Annotated in this window: 15 protein-coding genes; all 15 read left to right on the top strand. The window is 65.4% G+C overall.

What is annotated here, in order from left to right; all coding sequences use genetic code 11:
- Window positions 1-86: 86 nt before the first annotated feature.
- The 15 genes from A9513_RS19355 to A9513_RS19285 all read left to right on the top strand — a co-directional run bounded on the left by A9513_RS19355 (window position 87) and on the right by A9513_RS19285 (window position 20,207).
- Window positions 87-1,055, top strand: coding sequence for a sensor domain-containing diguanylate cyclase (locus tag A9513_RS19355; RefSeq protein WP_024762123.1), 969 nt, complete (start codon window positions 87-89; stop codon window positions 1,053-1,055).
- A 1,045-nt stretch (window positions 1,056-2,100) separates the two neighbouring features.
- Window positions 2,101-3,510: a hypothetical protein gene (locus A9513_RS19350; RefSeq protein ID WP_024762124.1), complete on the top strand. Its 1,410-nt coding sequence runs from the start codon at window positions 2,101-2,103 to the stop codon at window positions 3,508-3,510.
- Window positions 3,511-3,568: 58 nt separating this feature from the next.
- Complete coding sequence (locus A9513_RS19345; protein WP_024762125.1) at window positions 3,569-4,663, top strand: DegT/DnrJ/EryC1/StrS aminotransferase family protein; 1,095 nt, start codon at window positions 3,569-3,571, stop codon at window positions 4,661-4,663.
- Between the two features lie 10 nt (window positions 4,664-4,673).
- The gene (locus A9513_RS19340; protein WP_024762126.1) at window positions 4,674-6,209 is read left to right on the top strand and encodes a lipopolysaccharide biosynthesis protein; all 1,536 of its coding nucleotides are present in this window, start codon (window positions 4,674-4,676) and stop codon (window positions 6,207-6,209) included.
- Window positions 6,210-6,211: 2 nt separating this feature from the next.
- The gene (locus A9513_RS19335) at window positions 6,212-7,141 is read left to right on the top strand and encodes a glycosyltransferase (protein WP_024762127.1); all 930 of its coding nucleotides are present in this window, start codon (window positions 6,212-6,214) and stop codon (window positions 7,139-7,141) included.
- Between the two features lie 31 nt (window positions 7,142-7,172).
- Window positions 7,173-9,386, top strand: coding sequence for a polysaccharide biosynthesis tyrosine autokinase (locus A9513_RS19330; protein ID WP_037011021.1), 2,214 nt, complete (start codon window positions 7,173-7,175; stop codon window positions 9,384-9,386).
- Window positions 9,387-9,413: 27 nt separating this feature from the next.
- Window positions 9,414-10,163, top strand: a complete 750-nt coding sequence (locus A9513_RS19325) for a WbqC family protein (protein WP_065085323.1) — start codon at window positions 9,414-9,416, stop codon at window positions 10,161-10,163.
- The gene (gene rfaH / locus A9513_RS19320) at window positions 10,160-10,681 is read left to right on the top strand and encodes a transcription/translation regulatory transformer protein RfaH (RefSeq protein ID WP_089285854.1); all 522 of its coding nucleotides are present in this window, start codon (window positions 10,160-10,162) and stop codon (window positions 10,679-10,681) included. The genes A9513_RS19325 and rfaH overlap by 4 nt, the downstream gene beginning before the upstream one ends.
- A gap of 44 nt (window positions 10,682-10,725) precedes the next feature.
- Complete coding sequence (locus tag A9513_RS19315; RefSeq protein ID WP_065085322.1) at window positions 10,726-11,724, top strand: glycosyltransferase; 999 nt, start codon at window positions 10,726-10,728, stop codon at window positions 11,722-11,724.
- Window positions 11,721-12,953 carry a glycosyltransferase family 4 protein gene (locus A9513_RS19310; RefSeq protein WP_065085321.1) on the top strand — a complete coding sequence of 411 codons (1,233 nt, stop codon included), beginning with the start codon at window positions 11,721-11,723 and terminating at the stop codon, window positions 12,951-12,953. Before A9513_RS19315 ends, A9513_RS19310 begins: the two co-directional genes overlap by 4 nt.
- Window positions 12,922-15,537, top strand: a complete 2,616-nt coding sequence (locus A9513_RS35095) for a hypothetical protein (protein WP_083196171.1) — start codon at window positions 12,922-12,924, stop codon at window positions 15,535-15,537. The genes A9513_RS19310 and A9513_RS35095 overlap by 32 nt, the downstream gene beginning before the upstream one ends.
- 20 nt (window positions 15,538-15,557) lie before the next feature.
- Window positions 15,558-16,676 (top strand): glycosyltransferase family 1 protein, encoded by a 1,119-nt coding sequence (locus A9513_RS19300; RefSeq protein ID WP_065085320.1) that lies wholly within the window; start codon window positions 15,558-15,560, stop codon window positions 16,674-16,676.
- Window positions 16,673-17,548, top strand: a complete 876-nt coding sequence (gene rfbA / locus A9513_RS19295; protein WP_065085319.1) for a glucose-1-phosphate thymidylyltransferase RfbA — start codon at window positions 16,673-16,675, stop codon at window positions 17,546-17,548. Before A9513_RS19300 ends, rfbA begins: the two co-directional genes overlap by 4 nt.
- Before the next feature lie 108 nt (window positions 17,549-17,656).
- Window positions 17,657-19,057: an undecaprenyl-phosphate glucose phosphotransferase gene (locus A9513_RS19290; RefSeq protein WP_024762135.1), complete on the top strand. Its 1,401-nt coding sequence runs from the start codon at window positions 17,657-17,659 to the stop codon at window positions 19,055-19,057.
- A 31-nt stretch (window positions 19,058-19,088) separates the two neighbouring features.
- Window positions 19,089-20,207: a polysaccharide biosynthesis/export family protein gene (locus A9513_RS19285; RefSeq protein WP_024762136.1), complete on the top strand. Its 1,119-nt coding sequence runs from the start codon at window positions 19,089-19,091 to the stop codon at window positions 20,205-20,207.
- Window positions 20,208-20,564 lie beyond the last annotated feature (357 nt).

Below are 20,564 nucleotides of genomic sequence, written 5' to 3'. Positions count from 1 at the left end.
GTTCGGCGGGCTTTTCGTTTAATTTGCAGCAGCCTGGCGTAGTTTGCGGTCATAGCCCCGGTCAATGAACGGGAGGACGCTGATACATGGATGAGAATAAATTGCCGGCCGATCAGGAAGAGGCCCTGCTGGCATTGCTGCACAGTCGCGCCGAGGTGACGCGCCTGAAGGAGCGCGAACAGCTTTTCAGCGCACTGCTGGCCAGTGTGAACTCGGTGCTCTGGGCCTTCGACTGGCAGGCGCAGCGCATGGTCTATGTCAGCCCGGCGTACGAGCGCATCTTCGGTCGCTCCGCGGCGCTGCTGCTGGCGGATTACAACGAGTGGCGCAACTGCATCTATCCCGATGACCTGGACTACGCCCAGAGCACCCTGCAGGAAGTACTCGAGCGCGGCGCCATCGAGCAGCGCGAGTACCGGATCCTGCGGGCCGACGGCGAGGTGCGCTGGCTCAGCGACAAATGCTTCGTCAGCCAGCACAGCGATGCCGGCCTGCCGCTGATGATCGTCGGCATTGCCGAGGACATCACCGACAAGAAGCACCTGGAAACCGAGCTGCACCGTCTGGCCACCACCGACGTGCTGACCCAGAGCAGCAACCGCCGCTACTTCTTCGACAGCGCCGAGCAGGCCTTCCGCGACTGCAAGGCGACCTCCACGCCGCTGGCCTTCCTGCTGCTGGACGTGGACGACTTCAAGAAGATCAACGACGTCTACGGCCACCAGGTCGGCGACGTGGTACTGCAACGCATCGCCCAGAGCGGTGCTGGCGCGCTGCGCCGCGGCGACCTGTTCGGGCGTATCGGTGGCGAGGAGTTCGCCGTGCTGCTGCCCGGCTGCGACGAGAACATGGCGCGGCAGATCGGCGAGCGCCTGCAGCGGGAAGTGCAGCGTCTGCGCTTCAACGAGGCCGAGCATTTCTTCAGCGTGACCATCAGCCAGGGGCTCACCCTGTTGCAGCCCGATGACCAGAATCTTTCCGCGCTCTACAGCCGCTCCGACGCGGCGCTGTACCAGGCGAAACGCACCGGCAAGGACCGCATAGTTCAGGGATGAAACACATCCGCCGTGTCCGCGGCGGATACATTAATACTTTCCGACTAATACTTTTAATGCAGATTCGAAGGTGTACGTTTATGCTGTCAAAACGCCTGTGTCGGGTTTATGGCGCCTTATAAATCAATAAGTTACAAAGACTGATTTGCCTTCTGTCGGATTCCTGGCGTAGTGGCGCTTCCTACGTTGACATGCCTTTGTTCCCCCCTCTATTACTATCCACATAGCAATATCGTGTGGTGTCCGGATGAGACACCTCAGGGAGTAGTCGCAAGAGCAGTAAGGTCAAGGAAGATTCTGCCCCCCTCTTCTTCCTGTCATTTTCCTATCGCTGCCTGACAACTTTCGCCAGCCTTCTTTGCTGCGGAAGCGCGATAGCTTTTTGCTGTTGTTTTTCCAGATTTTCGGAACAGGCCGAAGGGCGGTAGCTTTGCCCAGCGAAAACTAGCGGCCACTCCAGGGACGAACAGTTGATTGTCGTTGTTTGAATCGGGTCGTTCGAACTCGGGCGGTAGCCTTGTCTTCGAATTTTGTGAAAGGCCCGGTACAGAGCTTCTCCTGGATTGGAGTCAGTGACGATGGCCGCTCGAAGAATGGATAACGACGGAACTTTGCGTTCCCTCGAAGCAGGCAGAAAGAACAGCCCGTTGCACTCGGAAAGTGTTTCTTTCACGGGGCTGCGAAAGTCTGGCGTCAAACTTTGCGGTATTCATGAGCAATATGCATTCGCCCGCTTAGTTAATTTGGCGATGAGTTATGCCATGTATCCATGGTGTAACGATTCTGAACTTTCGTCGAAACTTTCCCTGCGTCATTCAGTGCCTGTTTCATTGTCGAAACACTCACTTCCATTTATCCCCGAAGTTACCTCGCCGGCATCCGCCATCCATTCCGAAGACTCTCCCGCCACCTTCTCGACGAGGGTGCGCGTGCCTGCGGCTGCGCCGCGAGTGACGGAATTCCGGCGCGAGCGCTGCCACCCTGCCGGCCGACAGTGCCGGTATCACGAAAGCCGCGCGCCCCGTCGCGCTGGGAGTCAAGGCTGATGGCCGAGCAATCTCTTCGTTCCAACTATGCCTGTGTGGTCGGCGGCGCCGGCCCGGCAGGCATGGGGTTCCTCTTCAACGCCTACAAGACCGGCGCGCTGGCGAGCCTCGCCCGTGATGGCCTGCTGGTCGTGGACGCTGCACTGGCGGTCGGCCGTGGCCGCCTGGGGGACTATCACATCACCGCGAACTCGGTGGGCGATGTGTTCCTCGACTGCCTGCGCGATCCGGCGTTGTTGCCCATCTTCGCGCCGCTGGCGCATTCGCCCGCGTTTCGCGCGCTGCAGAACGATCCCCATGGTGCGCCGATGCTCACGCAGGTGGGCGAGTTGCTGGCCCATGCCTCGACCCTGTTCATGCGCTACGTCACCGAGCACCTGGGCGTCGAAGTGGCGCTGGGTACCCGCATCGAGAAGATCACCGCGCAGGACGACGGCAGCTTCCAGCTGGCGCTGCGCAGTGGCTCCCATGGCCTGCAGATCGGCGCCGGCACACTGGTGATGAACCTCGGCGGGCGGCAGAACCGCGAGTACCTGAACTGGAGCCTGGCCGAGCAGGACCTGCACCTGGCCCACGACGGCCCGACGGTTTACTCCTCCGACGCGCTGCTCAGCCTGAACCCTGCCGAGCTGGTGGAGCTGTTCGGCGACCGGGTCACCCCGGGCACCCGCTTCACCGTGGTCGGCGGCTCCCACAGTGCCTTCTCGATTCTCGACAACCTCGCCTGCGCGCTGGACTGCCTGGGGCTGGAGCAGATCACCCTGCTGCACCGCGCGCCGATCCGCCTGTTCTTCGAGAGCGTCGAGGAAGCCCGCGCGGCTGGCTACGTGGTCGACGAGGGCATGGATGTCTGCCCGGTCTCAGGCCGGGTCAACCGTTCCGGCGGCCTGCGCTACCGCGCCCACCAGGTCGGCACCGACGTACTGGCCAACGGGATCGTCAGCGGCACGCGGGTGAAGGTCGAGCTGCTGTGTCTGGAGGACCGCTCGCCCGCCGTGCGCGAGCGTCTGGCGCAGGTCTGCAGCGAAGACGGCGTGATCGTCCAGGCCATCGGCTATCAGCCCTGCCTGCCGGCGCTGCGCCGCGCCAACGGCGAGCCGCTGCAGGTGCGCGAGAGCAAGGGCGGACTGGATTCGGACGCCGCCGGCTGCCTGCGCGATCTCAATGGCCGGCCGATTCCCGGCCTCTACAGCTTCGGCCTCGGCTCGGGCCTCGCGGCCAATCCGATGCTGGGCAGCGAGCGCTCCTTCGACAGCCGCATCTATGGCGTCTGGCAGTTCCACCATGACGCCAGCGGCCGGGTCATCGAGGCCCTGCAGGAGCACCTGGCCAGCCGCGCGACGTCAGCCGTGCAACCCATGGAAAGCGGCATCGACGACGCGCCTTTCGCGCTGTCGGCGCTGGGCTGAGCGGCGCGCACGCCGGCTGCGAGCTAACGGATTTTCCATCCAACAGAGGGATGCGACCGTGATCAATGTGACCAAGACCTACCTGGGCAACCTGGACAAGTTCAAGGCCTATGTGGAACAGATCTACGCCTCCGGCTGGATCACCAACCACGGCCCCTTCGTCACGGAGTTGGAAGAGCGCCTGCAGGATTACTTCGGCGTTCGCCATGTGATTCTCACCAACAACGGCACCATCGCCCTGCAGGTGGCCTATCGTGCCCTGGGCGTGACCGGGAGTGCCGTCACCACCCCCTTCAGCTTCGTTGCCACCAGCAGCACGCTGCAGTGGGAGAGCATCCGTCCGCGCTTCGCCGATATCGATGCGCGGACCTGGAACCTCGACCCTGCCCGCATCGAAGCCAGCCTTGCGCCGGATACCACCGCCATCGTCGCCACCCACGTGTTCGGTAATCCCTGTGCGGTGGAGGAGATTCAGGCGGTGGCCCAGCGCAACCGGTTGAAGGTGATCTACGACGGCGCCCACGCCTTCGGTTCGCGCTACCGCGACCGCTCGGTCCTGGCCTGGGGCGATGCGACCACCCTGAGCTTCCACGCCACCAAGCTGTTCCACACCATCGAGGGCGGCGCCATCGTCACCTCCGATGACGAGCTGGCGAAGCAGATCCGCCTGATGTGCAACTTCGGCATTGCCGGCGTCGACCAGATCGTCGGCCTGGGGATCAACGCCAAGCTCAACGAGTTCTCCGCGGCCATGGGCTTGTGCGTGCTCGACGAGATCGACGACATCCTCGCCCAGCGCGAGGAAATTGCCGCCCGCTACACCGCGTCGCTCAGTGGCTACTACGACCTGCAGGCCAGCGAGAGTTATGCCCGGCTGAACAACAGCTACTACCCCATCGGGCTGCGTGACGAAGCCCAGGTGCTGCGCGTGCGTACTGCGCTGAACGAGATCGGCGTCAACCCGCGGCGCTACTTCTACCCGTCGCTGGACACCCTCGATTACCTCGCCCCGCAGGTGCCGCAGGTGCAGTCCCGCGAACTGAGCCAGCGCATCCTCTGCCTGCCCCTGTACCCGGGCCTGCCGCAGGAAATCCAGCGCGCCGTGATCGAAGTGCTGCTGCTGGAAAGCGGCCGCGTCGCGGTCGCGGTGTAAGGGGACGATGATGCGCACCGCACGCTCGCTGTCGATGGTCCGCAACACCCTGCTCAACTATGCAGGGCAGGCGTACGCCATCGTCATCGGCATCCTGATCCAGCCGTTCTACCTCGGCCACCTGGGCGCCGAGGCCTACGGCCTGATCGGCTTCTTCGCGGTGTTGCAGACCTGGTTGCTGCTGCTCGATGTCGGCTTGTCGCCGGCGCTGGTGCGCCAGGTGGCCCACGGCCGTGGCGCCCGTGGTCGTAACGTGAGCGGCGAAGGTCAGGACCAGGCACGCCTGCTGCGTTCGTTCGAGCTGATCCTGCTGCCGCTGACGGCCGCCAGCACCCTGGCCGTGTTCGGCGGCAGCGGCTGGATCGCCGGGCAGTGGCTGAACGTGCAGCAGTTGTCGCCGGAACTGGTGGCGCAGTGCATCAGCCTGATGGGGCTGCTGGTCGCCCTGCGTCTGTACGCCACGCTTTACCGCAGTGCACTGCAGGGCCAGGAACTGCACGCCTACATCAATGGCGTGAACGTGTTCATCACCACCCTGCGTTACTTCGGCGGCCTGTTGCTGGTGGCGCACATCAGCCAGGACCCGCTGGTGTTCTTCCAGTTCCAGGTTGCGGTATCGCTGATCGAGGCGCTGCTGCTGGGCGGCAAGGCCTACCTGTGGATGGACGTGCGCCTGCTGACCCGCTTCTGCTGGGACACGGTGCGCCCGGTGCTGCCCTTCGCCCTGGGCATGTCGCTCACCTCCTGTCTGTGGATCGTGCTCACCCAGCTGGACAAGGTCCTGCTGTCGAACCTGCTGCCCCTGCAGCAGTACGGTTATTTCTCCCTGGTGGCGCTGATTTCCGGCGGCATTCTCAGCCTGGTCAACCCGCTGGCGCAGTCGCTGCTGCCGCGCATGACCATGCTGGTCGCCGAAGGGCGCCACGACGACATGCAGCAGCTCTATCTCAAGGCGAACCGCTTCGTCTGTGTGCTGCTGTTCCCGATGGTCGCGGTGATCGCCGCTCATGGTCATGACCTGGTCCTGGCCTGGAGCGGCGATGCCGTGGCCGCCAGTTGGTGCCGGCCGATCCTCGTCTGGTACGTGCTGGGCGCAGGCCTGCTGGCAGTCGCCAGCTTCCAGTTCTACCTGCAGTACGCCCATGGCCAGCTGCGCATGCACGTCTGGTACAGCGTCGTTTCCACACTGGTGAGCGTGCCGCTGGTGATCGCCAGCGCCTACCTGTACGGCGTCGTTGGCGTGGCGCTGTGCTGGTTCGGCCTGCGCCTGGTGTCGTTCCTGATCTGGCCGCTGATCGTGCACCGCACCTTCGCTCCGGAACTGCACGGCACCTGGCTGCGCGACACCCTGCAGATCGCCGCGCTCAGCGCCGCCGGCCTGCTGCTCAGCGAGCCCTTCTACGCGCTGCTGGCCCGCTCGGGTGAGCGCCTGTGGCTGCTGGCGGCGCTCGCCGCGTGCGGCCTGATCACCCTGTTCCTCGTTGGCGCGGGCTCTGCCCCGGCTCTGCTGCGCCTGTTCAAACCGTCCCACAAGCCGAGTGTCTAGACATGGATATCCGCTCCGAGCTGCAGATCCTCTCCAACTGGCCGGAAGACCCGAAGCCTCTCTTGAGTGTCGTTTGCCTGGCCTACAACCAGGTCAACTACATCGGCCGCACGCTGGACAGCTTCCTGGAGCAGGTCACCGACTTCCGCATCGAAGTGCTGGTCAACGATGACGCCTCCACCGACGGCACCAGCGAAGTGATCGCCGACTACGCGGCGCGCTATCCGCACATCATCAAGCCGATCTTCCACAAGGAAAACCAGTACTCCAAGGGCCTGTCCCACGGCCTGCCGGTGTTCCGCAAGGCGCGCGGCCGCTACATCGCCTACTGCGAGGGCGACGACTACTGGACCGACCCGCGCAAGCTGCAGATCCAGGTCGATTTCCTCGAGAAGAATCCCGACTACGTCATCACCTACCACGACGCCTACACCTTCAACGAGGACGGCGTGATCAAGCCGATGCAGCTCACCGGCAAGTTCCGCCGCGATGCCAGCCGCCTGGAGCTGCAGCAGGCGCGGGCGATCTCCACGCTGACCACGGTGTTCCGCAACGTGCTCACCGAGATGCCCGAGGAGCTGCTCACCACGCGCATGGTCGACCTCTGCTGGTGGTCGCTGCTGGGTGCCTACGGCAAGGGCCGCTTCATGGAGGAAATCCGTCCCGCCGCCTACCGCGTGCACAAGGGCGGGATCTTCTCCATGCAGGCCGACCGCGTGCAGCAGCACATGACCCTGCACACCTACTACTGCCTGTCGCGCTACTACCAGCGCCTGGGGAACCAGGAGCTCAACGAGTATTTCCTGATGCAGGTCTGCCGGATGTCCATGGCCGCCATTTCGCCCATGCGCAAGGTGCAGGCGTTCCTGATGTTGATCGGCAACCACGGCGTCAACCTGCTCAAGCGGCTGAACCCGATTCAGGCGCGCTGAGCCGCGCTACCTCAATGGAGGATGGAAGTCCATGAGTGTCATGCCCCGCTCGTCCCTGGAAACGCTCCAGGACACCCGCATCGATGTCGCCGGCCTGCTGCGCCTGCTGTTCGATCACAAGAAGATGATCCTCGCCGTCACTGGCCTGTTCGCCGTACTCGGGCTCTTCTATGCAGTGGTCGCCACGCCCATCTATGTCTCCGGCGCGATGATCCAGATCGAGCAGAAGAAGAACGGCCTCAACGGCACGCCCGAGGTGATCAATCGCCCCGACTCGGTGTCGATCGCCTCCACCGAGATCGAACTGCTGAAATCCCGCGCGGTGCTCGGCAAGGCGGTCGAACTGCTGAAGCTGGACATCGTCGCCAAGCCCAAGCGCCTGCCGCTGATTGGTGACTACCTGGCGCGGCGCTACCAGCCGGAAGCCGGCCAGACCCTCGCTGCACCCTGGCTGGGCATGGGCGCCTACGGTTGGGGCGGCGAGCAGATCAAGGTGTTCTCCCTCGACGTGCCGGAGGAATACCTGGGTGAGCCGCTGACCCTGGTGGCCGACGGCGGCGACGCCTATCACCTGCTCAACGCCGATGGCCAGCTGCTGCTGCGCGGCGAGCTGAAGAAACCGGTGCTGGAGAAAGGCTTCAGCATCGAGGTGGACGAACTGGTGGCACGCCCCGGTACCGAGTTCATTGTGGCGAAGAACCGCCTGCTGACCACCACCCTGAACTACCAGAAGCTGCTCAAGGTGGCCGAGGCGGGCAAGGACTCGGGGATCATCTACATGACCCTGGAGGACCCGAACCCGCTGCAGGCTGACCGCATCCTCGACAAGATCAGCCAGCTCTACGTGCTGCAGAACGTCGAGCGCAGTTCCGCCGAAGCCTCCCAGCGCCTGCAGTTCCTGCGCTCGCAGCTGCCGGTGGTGCGCATGGACCTGGAAAAGGCCGAAGCCGCCTACAACGCCTACCAGACCACGGCCAAATCTGCCGACATCAGCGTCGAGACCCGTGGCGTGCTGGACCAGGTGGTGGGCATCGACAACCAGCTCTCCGAGCTCAAGCTCAAGCGCGCCGAGTACGACCGCCTGTACACCCCGACCCACCCGACCTACCAGGCCCTGCTCAAGCAGATGAGCAGCCTGGAAGACCGCAAGGCGCAACTGCAGAAACGCATCCAGACCCTGCCGGCGACCCAGCAGGAGCTGCTGCGCCTGTCCCGTGACATGCAGGTCACCCGGCAGACCTACACCACCCTGCTGAACAAGGCCCAGGAGCAGGACATCATCCGCGCCGGCACCATCGGCAACGTGCGGGTGATCGACACCGCCCAGGCCAACGTCGAGCAGCCGGCCAAGCCCATGCGCAAGGTCATCGTGCTGCTCGCCACCCTGCTCGGCTTCTGTGTCGCCCTGGGCATCCTGTTCCTGCGCCAGGCCTTCTACCGTGGGGTGGAGAATCCCGAGGCGATCGAACAGCTCGGCCTTTCCGTGCTCGCCGCGATTCCCTATTCGCGGCAGCAGGAGCGCCTGGAGAAGGAGCGCAAGGGCGACATCCTCGGCCATACGCCGAAACTGCTGGCCGCCTCCACCCCCGGCGACCTGGCCAACGAGGCCATCCGCAGCCTGCGCACCAACCTGCACTTCGCCCTGCTCGAAGCGCGCAACAACGTCGTGATGCTCACCAGCCCCGCGCCGGGAGCCGGCAAGTCGTTCGTCTCCAGCAACCTGGCCGCCATCGTCGCGCAATCGGGCCTGCGCACCCTGCTGATCGATGCCGACATGCGCAAGGGCTACCTGCACCGGGTGTTCGGCCTGACCCCGCGCCACGGCCTGTCCGACGCGCTGAGCGCGCACCGCCCACTGAGCGAGGTGATCCTGCCCACCGAGGTGCCGGAGCTGGACTTCATTTCCTGTGGCTTCGCCGCACCGAACCCGTCCGAGCTGCTGATGCACGACAACTTCGCCCAGCTGCTGCGCGATGCCTCGTCGATGTATGACCTGGTGATAGTCGACACCCCGCCGGTGCTGGCGGTGACCGACGCCGCGCTGGTCGGCCGGCTGTGCGGCATCTGCCTGCTGGTGACCCGCTTCGGCCAGAGCCCGGCCAGCGAGATCGACACCGCGCGCCGCCGCCTGGGGCAGAGCGGCATCCACCTGCAGGGCGCGATCCTCAATGGCGTGAAGCGCAAGGCCTCCACCGCAGCCTACGACTACGGTGCCTACGCCTATCGCTACGACGCCAAGGACTGAAACCGCAGGCAGGGAAGGAGTACCGACATGGTCCATATCGTCAGCCTGATGCAGCCGTACCTGTTCCCCTACCTGGGGTACTTCCAGCTGATCGCCGCGAGCAGTCTGTTCATTCTCGGCGACAGCCTGCAGTACACCCGGCGCGGCTGGATCAACCGCAATCGGGTGCTGGTCGGCGGCAAGATCTGGCAGTTCAGTTTTCCTCTGGAACAGGGCTCGCAGACCCAGGCGATCAACGAACGACGCCTGAGTGACGAGATGCGGCTGACCAACCAGCGCTTGCTGCACACGATCCGCCATGCCTACCACCGTGCGCCGTGCTACGAGCAGGTGATGCCGCTGCTGGAGGAAATCCTCGAACACCCCGAGCGCAACCTGTCGCACTTCGCCGAGCACTCGATCCGCCGCATCTGCCAGTACATGGAGATCGACACGCCGATGACGCGTGTCTCCGAGCTGGACCTGGCCGACGACATCGGGCGCGACCAGCGCCTGATCGAAGCGGTGAAGCAGACCGGTGGCGACGTCTACCTCAATCCCGAAGGTGGCCGCCACCTGTACTCGCCGGACGTGTTCAACGCCCACGGCCTGGAGTTGCAGTTCCTGCGCATGGAGCCGGTGAGCTACCCGCAGTTCGGCCCGGATTTCGTCCCCAGCCTGTCGATCATCGACGTGCTGATGTTCAACCCGCCAGACGAACTGCAGCGCCTGCTGGGCCGCTACACCGTGGAGCGGCCCGCGCCCTCCTCGGACATCCTCGGAGAGTACGAATCATGAGCGCCGTCGCCATCTCCACTGCCGGGCAATACCGCTGGTACCTGATCCAGACCAAGCCGCACCAGGAGCTGCGCGCCGAGGAGAACCTCGGCCGCCAGGGCTTTTCCTGCTACCGCCCGGTGGTGGGGCAGGGCGGCCGGGCGCAGCCGCTGTTCCCCGGCTACCTGTTCATCCGCCTCGATCAGCAGCACGACAACTGGTTCCCGATCCGCTCCACCCGTGGCGTGGCGCGCCTCGTCAGCTTTGGCGCGCAGCCGCTGGCAGTGGCCGACGACCTGGTGGAAGGCATCCGCCAGCGCCTGGCCGCCATGCCGGAGCGCCGTGCCAGCGGCTTCCACGAAGGGCAGATGGTGCGCGTGAAGTGCGCAGGCGATTGCGAAGTGGATGCGATCTTCCTCTGCGAGGACGGCACCGAGCGCGGGTTGATCCTGCTCAACCTGCTGCAACGCGAACAACGCATCCGGGTCCCGCTCAGCCAGCTCTCGGCGGTGGTTGGCAACGACGGCTGGCGCGCCTGAGGCGCTCGACTCTCACAGGATCAACTGCAAGGAGGTGTGGCGAGATGAATGGATCGACCGTGCTGGTGACGCTGACCTATGGCGACCGCCTCGAGTACTTGGAAGAGCTGCTGGCCCGCGCCTTCCGCGAGAAGGACATCACCCGCGCCATCGTCGTCAGCAATGCCTCGGTGGCTGAACTGGACCAGTTGTTCATGCTCTGGCCCAACCGCGTGCAGGTGATCGAGCTGGACAGCAACACCGGCTCGGCCAATGGCTATGCCGTGGGCATCGAGGCCGCGCTGAAGAGCGGCTGCGACTTCATCTGGCTGATGGATGACGACAACGCGCCGACGCCGGGCTCGTTCCCGCTGCTCAAGCAGCGCCTGATCGATTGCGCGCTGCGCCATGGCACCGACAACACGGCCGTGCTGGGCTTCCGCCCGACCCACCAGGCCGACGTCGCTTCCGGAGTGCCGACCCGTTTCATCACGCCGCCGCGCTCCAGCTACTTCGGTTTCCACGTTCGCCAGCTGCCCTACAAACTCTGGCGCCGCACGCCCTGGGGCAAGCCGAAGCCGCGCCCGGCGCAGCCGCTGCTGGAGCTGCCGTTCGCCTACTACGGCGGCCTGCTCGGGCATGCCGATCTGTTCCGCCGCATCGGCCTGCCGCGCCGCGACCTGGTGCTGTACGCCGACGACACCGAATACACCTTCCGTATCGGCAACCTGGGTGGCCACCTCTACCTGGTGCCCGAGGCGGGCCTGGATGACCTGGAGAACTCCTGGAACATCAAGGCGCGCACCTCGAACATCTACGAGACCTACCTGCTGGGCAGCTCCGACCTGCGGGCCTACTACGCCGCGCGCAACCAGGCGTGGTTCGACAAGAACCTGTGGGTGACCTCGCCGCTGATGTATCGCTTCAACCGCTGGGTGTTCATCCGCCTGCTGCACTTCTTCGCCCGCCGCCACCAGCGCGAAAGCCGCCTGGCCCTGCTGCTGCAGGCGATCCGCGATGGCGAAGCCGGTGCGCTCGGCATGAACCGGGCCTACCCGCTATGAGACTGCTGCTGCTCAACACCCTCTACGCCCCGCACATCGGCGGCGGGGCGGAGGTCATGCTGCAGCACATGGCCGAGGGCCTGCGCGCACGCGGCCATGAGGTGCAGGTGCTCTGCACCGGGCCGGACGCCGGCCTGCAACGCGAGACGGTGAACGGCGTGCCGGTGCTGCGAGCCGGCCTGCGCAACCTTTACTGGCCCTTCGACGACAAGAGCCAAGGCGCGCTGAAACGCCTCGCCTGGCACGGGCTGGACCGCTACAACCGCGGCATGCGCAGTGTGCTGGCGAAGGTGCTCGAAGAGGTCGAGCCGGACGTGGTGATCTGCCACAACCTGTCGGGCTGGTCGATCTCCGCCTGGGATGCGATCCGTGCCGCCGGCCTGCCCATCGTGCAGGTCCTGCACGACCAGTACCTGACCTGCCCGCGTGGTGTGCGCTTCAACAAGGGCCGCCATTGCGAGCAGCAATGCGCCCCCTGTGCGTTGTTGCGGCGCTCCCATGCTGCGGCTTCGAGCGATGTCGACGCGGTGGTCGGTGTCAGTCGCTACCAGCTCAATACGCTGCTCGACGCCGGTTACTTCTCCGGCAGCCAGACCCACGTGGTCTACAACGGCTCGCCGATGGCAGAAGTGCCTGTCGCGCCGCCGGCTTCCGGGCGCCGCCCGTTGCGCTTCGGCTTCATCGGTGCGCTGACGCCGAACAAGGGCGTGGAGTGGTTGATCGAGCAGTTCCAGGCGCGCGGCGACGATGCCTCGCTGCTGATCGCCGGACGCGGCGACGCGGCCTACGTGAACCAGCTGAAGTCCGCCGCCGACCCCCAGCGCGTGCACTTCGTCGGCTACCGCAAGGCCTCCGAGTTCTTTGCCGAGATCGACGTCGCCGTGGTCCCCAGCCTGTCGCCGGAGTCCTTCGGCCTGGTGGCGCTGGAGGCCTGCGCGCATCACCTGCCGGTAATCGCCTCGCGCATGGGCGGGCTGGTGGAAGTCGTCCAGGACGAGATCAACGGCCTGCTCTGCTCGCCCGACCAGCCCGACTCGCTCGGTGATGCCATCCAGCGCCTGGCCCGGGACCCGGCGCTGCGCCAGCGCCTCGCCTCGCGAGCCCATGAATACGTGGCGCCGATGCTCAGCCTGGAGCGGATGCTCGACGAGTACGAAACCATCCTGCGCCACACCCTGCTTACCCGCGGAGTCCAGCATGGAACTGCAATCCCCGTATCCACGCTTTGAGCTCGACCGTCGTGTGACCTTCGACCGCTCGTTGCTGGCGCTCGGGGTGCTGGTGGCATTGCTGCTGGTGGAGACCTTCAACGGCGCGCTGCGCTTCTATACCGACCAGGCCGGACTGTCGGCGATCGTCTACCTGCCCAAGGTGGCCTGCATCATCGCCGTGGCCTGGGAGTTGATCACCCGCCCGCAGCAGCGCGGGCTGTGGCTGTTGCTGATCCTCGCCGCGGCTTCGCTGCTGCTCGGGCGGCTGCATGGCGCCGAGTTCAAGAGCGGCTTCTTCGCCGTGTTCATCTACGCGCCGCTGCTGTTCGGCCTGCTCTGCGGCCCCTACCTGGAAATGCATCGCAAGGCGGTGGGCTGGATCATCGCCTTCTGCCTGGTCGCCTCCCTCATCGGCATCGCGCTGGACCTGCTGATCAATGTGCCGTGGAAGGGCTACACCTACTCCATGGGCGGCGTCGAGGTCAGCGCCAACCGCTCCTGGAGCGCTTACGGCCTGGATCGCATCGCCGGGTTCTCGCGGATGTCCTCCAGCCTGGCGATGATGCTGGCGGTGTTCAGCCTCTACCTGGGGTCGTTCCGCCTGCCCCTGCTGGCACGCGGTCTGCTCTACGCGGTGGCGCTGGTGGGCATCGTGCACACCACCAACAAGTCCTCCGCCGGCGCCTTCTTCCTCGCCCTGATGGTGATGAGCATTGCCCGCCAGCGCCTGCTGTTCCTGTTCGCCGCGCTGCTGGTGGTTCTCGGCGCGCTGCTGCTGCCGCTGTACGGCCTGTATGCGCAGGTCGACCCCTACCTGGCCAGCGCCACTGGCGACAACCTGATGGGGTCGATGGTGGATCGCCTGGTCAACACCTGGCCGAACCTGATCAAGGTGATGGACTACAACGGCTGGATCTACACCGGCGCCGGGCTGGGCATGACCGGCAGCGCCTATGCCGCCTTCCCGATCTTCGGTGTCGAGCAGCTGGCGGTGGCCGATAATTCGCTGCTCTACCTCTGGTGCCTGTTCGGCGTGGCCGGCGTCGCCCTCTACCTGCTCGGGGTGCCGATGCTGATGCGCCTGCAGCGCCAGCCCGGCCAGGAAGCCCGCGCGCTGCTGGGGATCGCCTATTGCATCCTGCTGATCGGCTGGACCAGCGACGTACTCGAATCGCCCATACCCAGCCTGTTCCTCGGCCTGGCCATCGGTCGCGCCCTGCGCCTGCCGGGTGAGGCCGCGCCGCAACCGGCGCCGCGCACCCTGCGCCTGCAGGGTGGCATGCTCAGCCTGCTGGCCTGCGCGCTGCTGATCGGTGGCCTGCTGCAGTCGCCGCGCACCCTGGCCAACCAGGCGCCGGTGGAAAACCCCGGTGCAGCGGAATTCATCGTCGGCGCCAGCACCCACCAGAACATCCGCGCCGGCAACCGTGATGGCATCAATCGCCTCGGGCGCGAGGCCGGCATCACCTCGTTCCGCGACGACGCCTACTGGTCCAGCGTCGAGCGCGAGCGCGGCAAGCTGGCCATCGATGCCGCGTGGCGCGCACAGCTGCGCAGCACGCGCAGCCTGGGTATCAGCACGCTGCTGATCCTGGGCAACGAGAACCAGTTCTACGGCAATGCCAAGCCGCGCGACGACGCCTCCCGCGAGGGCTACCTGCGCTACGTGCGCTACGTGGTCCGCAGCTTCAAGGGGCAGGTCGCCTTCTACGAAGTGTGGAACGAGTGGGACTCGGAAAACGCCACCGACAAGGACTTCAGCGACGATTACCTGACCCTGGTGCGCGCCGCCGCCAAGGTGATCCGCGAGGAAGACCCGCAAGCCAAGGTGCTCGCTGGCGCCGTCACCCTCAAGGGCATCCGCCAGGGCTTCGCCGAACGCATCGCCGGTGGTGGCGTGCTCGATGTGGCCGATGGCATCTCGCTGCACCCGTCGGTGTATTGCGAGGGCGAGATGTCCACGCCCGAGGCCTGGCTCAACTGGTTCCAGGGCGTCAACCAGAAGCTGGAAAACGCCGCCGGCAAGCCGGTGCCGCTGTACTTCACCGAATTCAGCTGGCCGGCCCACGAAGGCGATTGCGGCATCAGCCGCGAACGCCAGGCCGCGTACCTGGCCCGCGCCTATGTGCTGGTGCGCAGCCTGCCCAATGTGAAGGGCGCCTGGTGGTATGACCTGGTGGACGACGGCATCGACCGCACGGACATGGAACACAACTTCGGCCTGCTCACCGCCAGCGGCCAACCCAAGCCGGCCTACCACGCCATGGCCAGCGTCGCCGACATCATCGGCCGCTACCGCTTCGTCGGCCGCGTGCCCAACCAGGACCCGAACGTCTACCTGCTGCGCTTCGCCAAGGCCAGCGAGGAAATCCTGGTGGCCTGGACCCTGGGCCACGAACAGACCCTGAACATCACCAGCAAGCCCGGCAGCATCGACACCCTCTGGCGCCTGGACGCCGTCGATGGCATCGCCCGCCGCGAGGGCCGGCCGGTGCCCTGGCAATGCCCCGCAGACGGCGGCGATTGCCAGGCCAGCATCCGCATCGACGAGTCGCCCACCCTGGTGCGCAGCGCGTCGGCCCCGCAACTGTCGCTGCGCTGACGCCTCGCGGAGAACCCTTCATGATCGTGATCAACGCGCGTTTCCTCACCCAGCAGTTGAGCGGTGTGCAGCGCTTCGCCGAGCAGATATCGCTGTCGCTGGCACGCCTGCGCAGCGACCTGCACTTCGTGGCGCCGCCAGGGGAAATCCTTCGCCCGGAGATCGCCCGGCAACTGAACGTCGAGCAGGTCGGGCGCAACGGCGGGCACCTCTGGGAGCAGGTCGACCTGCCGCTATGGCTGGCGCACCACGGCCGGCCGCTGCTGGTCTCGCTGTGCAGCACGGCGCCACTGGCGTACTCGCGGCAGGTGATGACGCACCACGACATTACCTACGTGCGCCACCCGGAAAGTTTTTCCTGGAAGTTCCGCGCCCTGTACCGCGTGATGATTCCCCTGCTGCTGCGCCGCTCGCTGGCGCAGGTCACGGTCAGCGAATTCTCCCGCCAGGAGATCGCCACGCACTATGGCGTCGACCCCAAGGGCATCCATGTGATCGCCAACGCGGTGTCCGCCGAGTTCTGTACCGGCCTGGAACCGGCGACGCCCGAGCGGCCCTATGTACTGGCGGTGTCCTCGCCGGCCACGCACAAGAACTTCCAGCGGCTGATCGAAGCCTTCCGCCTGCTGGGTGAGCTGGACGTGGAGTTGCGCATCGTCGGCGCCGCCAACCGCAGCTTCGTCGACGCGCAGCTGCAGCAGAGCGGGCAGGGCGATCGCGTGCGCTGGCTGGGACGGCTGGACGACGACCAACTGATCGAGCAGTACCGCCACGCGGCCGTCTTCGCCTTTCCGTCGCTGTATGAAGGTTTCGGCATTCCACCGCTGGAAGCGCAGGCCTGCGGCTGCCCGGTGGTGGCCGCCAGCAGCGCCTCGATTCCCGAAGTGCTGGGCAACTCGGTGCTGTATTTCGACCCCCTCGACCCGCCCGGCATCGCTGCCGCCCTGCGCCGCGTGCTGCTCGACCACCAGCTGCGCGCCGACCTTTGCCGGCTGGGGCAGGAGAATGTCCTGCGCTACTCCTGGGACATCTCCGCCCTGCGTCTGTCGAGCCTGATCGACACCTTTCTGATGGAGCGCTCGGGCTACCCGGCGCGCTTCGACGCCAAACAGATCGCCAAGCAAGGAGGCAGATCATGAAGGGCATCATCCTCGCCGGCGGCTCCGGCACCCGCCTGCACCCGATCACCCTGGGCGTGTCCAAGCAGCTGCTGCCGATCTACGACAAGCCGATGGTGTACTACCCGCTCTCGGTACTGATGCTCGCCGGCATCGACGACATCCTGCTGATCTGCACGCCCACCGACCTGCCGAACTTCCGCGCCCTGCTGGGTGACGGCGAGCAGTTCGGCGTGCAGCTGCAGTACGCCGCGCAGCCTTCGCCGGATGGCCTGGCCCAGGCCTTCCTGATTGGCGCCGAGTTCATCGGCGATGACTCGGTATGCCTGGTGCTGGGCGACAACATCTTCTACGGCCAGGGCTTCACCGAAACCCTGCGTGAAGCGGCGGCGCGCACCCAGGGCGCCACCGTGTTCGGCTACCAGGTGGCGGACCCGGCGCGCTTTGGTGTGGTCGAGTTCGACGACCAGGGACGCGTGCTCTCCATCGAAGAGAAACCGCGCGTGCCGCGTTCGAACTACGCCGTCACCGGCCTGTATTTCTACGACAACCGTGTGGTGGAGATGGCCCGCCAGATCCGCCCTTCGGCCCGTGGCGAGCTGGAAATCACCGACATCAACAACCTCTACCTGGAGCGGGGCGAACTGCACGTGAGCCTGCTCGGTCGCGGGTTCGCCTGGCTGGACACCGGCACCCACGAATCGCTGATGGAAGCCGGCCATTTCGTGCAGACCATCGAGCAGCGCCAGGGACTGAAGGTGGCCTGCCTTGAGGAGATCGCCTTCCAGCAGGGCTGGCTCAGCGAAACGTACCTGGCCCTGCAGGCCGAGCGGCTGAGCAAGACCGGCTATGGCCGTTACCTGCAGCAGTTGCTGCTGGACAAGCGACAGTGAATTCGCACCCGGCGAACCCGAGGCGGGTTCGCCGGCCCTGCGTCCGTTAACGGACTGCGATAACGAAGCAGCGGCACAAGGAGCGATGCCGGACATCGCGAGGTCATCATGCCCAACAAGACAAAAGGAATTCTGCGTGCGCACCAGTCACTGATCTCGCTGGCGCACCGCCTGAGCGACATCCTGGTGATCGTGCTCAGCGGGGTGATTCTGCTCAGCGCCGGCAATGGCGTACTGGACGCACAGATCTGGGTCTCGGTGCTGCTCTGCGTCATGCTGTTCCACTGGCTCGGCGAGCTGAACCAGCTCTACGGCTCCTGGCGCGGCGAGTCGCTGCTGCGCGAGTCGCTGAGTGTCACCCTGTACTGGTCGCTGGCGTTCTTCGCCGTGCTGCTGCTGGACATCTCGCTGCGCCACGTGGAGCTGGAGGAGCCGCGCCGGCTGGGGTGGTTCGCCGCCGCGCTGCTGATCATGTGCGGCTATCGCCTGGCCATCCGCATGTTGCTGCGCGTCGCCCGGCGCCATGGCTTCAACAGCCGCAACGTGGCCATCTACGGCACCGGAGAGGTCGGTGCTAGGCTCGCCGAAACCATCCTCAATGCCCCGTGGATGGGGCTGCGCCTGATCGGCTTCTATGACGACCGCCCGCAGCAGATGGAGCTGGGCGAGCGGGTGCCGGTAAAGGGGGATCGCCTGGCGCTGATCGAAGCCGCGCGCTCGGGGCAGATCGACAAGGTCTACCTGACCCTGCCCCTGTCCCGCGAGCCGCTGCTCAACGAGCTGATCCGCGAGCTGTCCGATACCACCGTGTCGGTGTACCTGATCCCCGACCTGTTCATGTTCGACCTGCTGCACGCGCGCAGCGAAAGCATCAACGGCCTGGCCACCATCAGCATCTTCGACACGCCCATGGATGGCCCCAACGCCGTGCTCAAGCGTATCGAGGACGTGGTGCTGGCCTCGCTGATCCTGCTGCTGATCGCCGTGCCCATGCTCTTCATCGCGGTGGCCGTGAAGCTCAGCTCGCGCGGCCCGGTGCTGTTCCGCCAGACCCGCTACGGCATGGATGGCCGGCCGATCCGCGTCTGGAAATTCCGCAGCATGACGGTGATGGAAGACGGCGCCGCCGTCACCCAGGCCTCGCGCAACGATTGCCGCATCACCCCGCTGGGCGCCTTCCTGCGGCGCACCTCGCTGGATGAACTGCCACAATTCTTCAACGTCTTGCTCGGCGACATGTCCGTGGTCGGCCCACGCCCCCACGCCGTGGCGCACAACGAGCAATACCGGCGTCAGGTCAGCCGCTACATGCTGCGTCACAAGGTCAAGCCGGGCATCACCGGCTGGGCCCAGGTGAACGGCTGGCGCGGCGAAACCGACACCCTGGAGAAGATGCAGAAACGCATCGAGTTCGATCTGGACTACATCGAGAACTGGTCCGTCTGGTGGGACCTGAAGATCGTCCTGCTGACCCTGTTCAAGGGTTTCGTACACCGCAACGCCTACTGAGTTTTCACACTCGTTTCAAGGAAGGATTGCCATGAAAAACCTGCTCGCTTTCAGCTTTGTAGTCGGCAGTCTGGCGCTACAAGGCTGCGTGTTCTCCCCCGGTCAGTACATGACGGATTCCGATGTCCAGCGCGAGGCGCAGAAGCAGGGGATGAACATTACCCTCGTGCCTATCACGCCACAGGTGCTGCAGCGCCAGGAGGCCTCGTTCGCCGCCAGGCCCGGTGTGCCCGCGGAGCTGCTGAACTACCGCCCGCCGCAACAGGACTACGTGATCGGCGGCGGCGACGTACTGCTGGTGACCGTCTGGGACCACCCGGAACTGACCAGCCCCGGCTCGACCCAACAGATGGAAGCCAACGGCCGCGTGGTCGGCGCCGACGGCAACATCTTCTTCCCCTACGCTGGCGTGGTGCGAGCCGAAGGGCAGACCCCGGCACAATTGCGTTCGAGCCTGGCCCGCCGGCTGGCGAACAAGGGCATCGTCGACCCGCAGGTGGATGTCACCGTGCTGCGCTATGCCAGCCAGCACGTGGTGTTCTCCGGCGCCTTCCAGAACGGCGGCCAGGTCGAGCTGAACAACACGCCCACGACTCTGGTGCAGGCGGTCAGCAAAGCGGGAGTGATTGCCGGCGAGGCGGACCTGTCCGGACTGACGCTCAAGCGTGACGGCCGCGAATACGTGATCGACGTCGACGCGCTGAACCGCTCCGGCTCGACGCTCAGCGGCATCTACCTGAAGAACGGCGACCAGGTTCACCTGCCCTACAACGACCGCAAGAAAGTCTATGTGGTCGGCGAGGTGGAACGCCCGCAGGTCGTGACCTACCGCACCACCGGCCTGTCACTGCTGGAAGTGCTGGGCAACGCCGGCGGCCTGGCCCCGGAAACCTCCGATGGTGACTCCGTGTACGTGATCCGCGGCAACCCGCAGCAGGCCGATGGCAAGGGGCAGGGTACCTTCCAGGCGCAGGTCTTCCACCTGGAAGCCAAGCGTCCGACCGCCTACGCCCTGGCCAAGGACTTCGCCATGCAGCCGCAGGACGTAGTGTTCATCGGCCCGGCCAACATCACTCGCTGGAACCGCTTCATCAGCCAGCTGCTGCCGTCGGCCTCGATCGTCGCCACCAGTGCGGCAGTGGGCAACTGACGCCCAGGCCTGATACCGGCGGGAATGCCAGGCTTCCGCCCACAGCAGTCGCGAATATTCCTACGGCTGTGGGCGGTTCTTTGGAATCGACTCTTCATCACCGACTGGCCATCATCGCCGCCATCCGGTGCCGAGCAGCACCACTCCTACTGGCGGAAGCGATTCCGCCGCTCTCCTTTGGGGTCTTCCCCTAGCACAAGGCCCCGAACCCGCCCGCGTTGCAGCGCCGGCGGGTTTTTTTTGCCTGGCGTTCCACCGTGTATGGATTCCTACGCCGGAGTTGCCTTTGGAGGTACCTCCAGCGATGAGCAGTCGAACGCGGCTGAGAGGTGTATCATATATTCCATAAAGACATTA

Source organism: Pseudomonas sp. AU12215 (assembly GCF_001675465.2).
GTDB lineage: Bacteria > Pseudomonadota > Gammaproteobacteria > Pseudomonadales > Pseudomonadaceae > Pseudomonas > Pseudomonas nitroreducens.
The sequence above is the reverse complement of the archived record's forward strand: the minus strand, read 5'-3'. Positions and strand labels throughout refer to the sequence as shown.

Excerpts from the sequence above, each read along its gene's own strand:
- rfaH (WP_089285854.1), top strand. The coding sequence starts at position 10,160 with ATGAGCGCCGTCGCCATCTCCACTGCCGGGCAATACCGCTGGTACCTG.
- A9513_RS19350 (WP_024762124.1), top strand. The coding sequence starts at position 2,101 with ATGGCCGAGCAATCTCTTCGTTCCAACTATGCCTGTGTGGTCGGCGGC.
- A9513_RS19315 (WP_065085322.1), top strand. The coding sequence starts at position 10,726 with ATGAATGGATCGACCGTGCTGGTGACGCTGACCTATGGCGACCGCCTC.
- rfbA (WP_065085319.1), top strand. The coding sequence starts at position 16,673 with ATGAAGGGCATCATCCTCGCCGGCGGCTCCGGCACCCGCCTGCACCCG.
- A9513_RS19330 (WP_037011021.1), top strand. The coding sequence starts at position 7,173 with ATGAGTGTCATGCCCCGCTCGTCCCTGGAAACGCTCCAGGACACCCGC.
- A9513_RS35095 (WP_083196171.1), top strand. The coding sequence starts at position 12,922 with ATGGAACTGCAATCCCCGTATCCACGCTTTGAGCTCGACCGTCGTGTG.
- A9513_RS19325 (WP_065085323.1), top strand. The coding sequence starts at position 9,414 with ATGGTCCATATCGTCAGCCTGATGCAGCCGTACCTGTTCCCCTACCTG.
- A9513_RS19300 (WP_065085320.1), top strand. The coding sequence starts at position 15,558 with ATGATCGTGATCAACGCGCGTTTCCTCACCCAGCAGTTGAGCGGTGTG.
- A9513_RS19340 (WP_024762126.1), top strand. The coding sequence starts at position 4,674 with ATGCGCACCGCACGCTCGCTGTCGATGGTCCGCAACACCCTGCTCAAC.
- A9513_RS19355 (WP_024762123.1), top strand. The coding sequence starts at position 87 with ATGGATGAGAATAAATTGCCGGCCGATCAGGAAGAGGCCCTGCTGGCA.
- A9513_RS19285 (WP_024762136.1), top strand. The coding sequence starts at position 19,089 with ATGAAAAACCTGCTCGCTTTCAGCTTTGTAGTCGGCAGTCTGGCGCTA.
- A9513_RS19290 (WP_024762135.1), top strand. The coding sequence starts at position 17,657 with ATGCCCAACAAGACAAAAGGAATTCTGCGTGCGCACCAGTCACTGATC.
- A9513_RS19310 (WP_065085321.1), top strand. The coding sequence starts at position 11,721 with ATGAGACTGCTGCTGCTCAACACCCTCTACGCCCCGCACATCGGCGGC.
- A9513_RS19335 (WP_024762127.1), top strand. The coding sequence starts at position 6,212 with ATGGATATCCGCTCCGAGCTGCAGATCCTCTCCAACTGGCCGGAAGAC.